This window comes from Rhizobacter sp. P2_H3, from assembly GCF_056403355.1.
In genome coordinates, this window is record NZ_JBFUFQ010000449.1 from 1 (window position 1) to 1,959 (window position 1,959).

The following is a 1,959-nucleotide window of genomic DNA, read 5'->3' on the forward strand; positions in this document are numbered from 1 at the left end:
CTGTGGAGCGCCAATTAGGACGGGTCGCCGGAGCTGGCTGGTTTCGTGGCCCGCGTGCGCCAGCGCGCTTCGTGCACTGACTGTCGTCGACTGTTTGACCACAACGAACGAAGTGAGTGGAGGGAGTTTCGACGACGGGCCGCGAAACCAGTCAGCGCAGGGGAGTCATCGCCCCCCGGGGCGATGACCGAACCGGCCGGCGAGCCACAGACTCCCCCACTCGCCTTTGCAACGCAGACGTCCGCCCAGAAAGAATCACGAGAGCTCAGCAATCACCGGAGCGTGATCGCTCGGCCGCTCGTTCTTGCGCGTCGGCTTGTCGATCACGCATGACTTGACCTGGCCCTTCAGGGCATCGCTCACCAGGATGTGGTCGATGCGCAGCCCCTGGTTCTTGCGGAACGCGAGGTTGCGGTAGTCCCACCAGCTCCAGCTCTTCGGCGGCTGCTCGAACAGGCGGAACGAGTCGTGCAGCCCGAGCGACAGCAGCCCCGCGAAATGCGCGCGTTCTTCCGGCGTGCACAGCACCTGCCCGGCCCACGCGACCGGGTCGTACACGTCGCGGTCTTCCGGCGCGATGTTGTAGTCGCCCATCAGCACCAGGTGGGTGTGGCGCGTCAGCTCGTCGGCCAGCCAGGTGCGCAGCGCCGTCAACCACTTCAGCTTGTACTGGAACTTGTCGCTCTCGACCGATTGCCCGTTCGGAATATAGGCACCCACCACGCGGATGCCGTTGACCGTGCCGGCGATCACGCGCGCCTGCTCGTCGTCGTGGCCGGGAATGTTCTTGACGATGTCGCTCGCCACCGTGCGCGACAACAGCGCGACGCCGTTGTACGTCTTCTGCCCGAACCACTGCACCTGGTAGCCGGCCGCCTCGATCTCGGCAGACGGGAACTTGTCGTCGGTGAGCTTGGTTTCCTGCAGCACCAGCGCGTCGGGCTGGTGCTGCGCAAGCCAGTCGATCAGCTGCGGCAGGCGCACCGCAAGGGAGTTGACGTTCCAGGTGGCGAGTTTCACGGGCAAACCTTTCGGCTTTCGGGCGGAGGCGCGCATCGTACCCGCAGCTGCTCGCGCAGGGGTCAACGCAGCACGGCCCAGGCCTCGTCGGCGATCGTGCGTTCCTCGTCGGTCGCGATCACGAACAACGCCACCCGGCTGCCGGGCACGTCGATGCGCAGCGCATGGCGCGCGTTCGCATCGCCGTCGAGCGCGGCGCCCAGCCAGCCGAGCCGCTCGCACACGGCGGCGCGCAGCGCTGCATCGTGCTCGCCGATGCCGGCGGTGAACACCAGCGCGTCGAGCCCGCCGAGCGTGGTGGCGATGCGCGCCGCCTCGCCCGCACAGCGCAGCGCGAACAGCGCGAGCGCCTCGCGCGCGGCCGGCGCATCGCTGTCGCGCAGCGTGCGTGCATCGGCGCTGAGCCCCGACACGCCGAGCAGCCCCGAGCGGTGGTACAGCAGGTCCTCGATCTCGTCGTGCGACAGGCCGCGCTGCTGCATCAGGTACAGCGGCACGCCGGCATCGAGCGCACCGCAGCGCGTGCCCATCGGCACGCCGTCCAGCGCCGAGAATCCCATGCTGGTGTCGACGCTGCGGCCCGCGTRCAGCCCGCACAGGCTGGCGCCGCTGCCCAGGTGCGCGACCACCACGCGCCCGCCGGCCACCTGCGGCGCGAGCCGTGCCAGCTCGCGCGCGATGAAGGCATACGACAGCCCGTGGAAACCGTAGCGCTGCACGCCCTCGTCATGCAGCGCGCGCGGCAGCGCGAAGCGGCGCGCGAGCGGGTCCTGCGTCAGGTGGAACGCGGTGTCGAACGATGCCGTCTGCACCAGCGCCGGCCGCAGCCGCCGCAGCGCCCGGATCAGGCGCAGGCTGTGCGGCTGGTGCAGCGGCGCGAGCGGCGTCAACGCGTCGAGCGCGGCCAGCGTCGCATCGTCGATGCGCACCGGCCCGCGG

2 protein-coding genes are annotated in these 1,959 nt (G+C 69.9%); both read right to left on the reverse strand.

The features are described from left to right. Positions 1-255: 255 nt before the first annotated feature. A complete protein-coding gene (xth, locus tag AC1D1T_RS32200; protein ID WP_477993419.1) occupies positions 256-1,020 on the reverse strand; it encodes an exodeoxyribonuclease III in 765 nt (254 codons plus the stop codon). Between the two features lie 62 nt (positions 1,021-1,082). Further along, positions 1,083-1,959, reverse strand: an 877-nt coding sequence (locus AC1D1T_RS32205) for an acetate/propionate family kinase (protein WP_477993420.1), incomplete at its 5' end; no start/stop codon positions are given.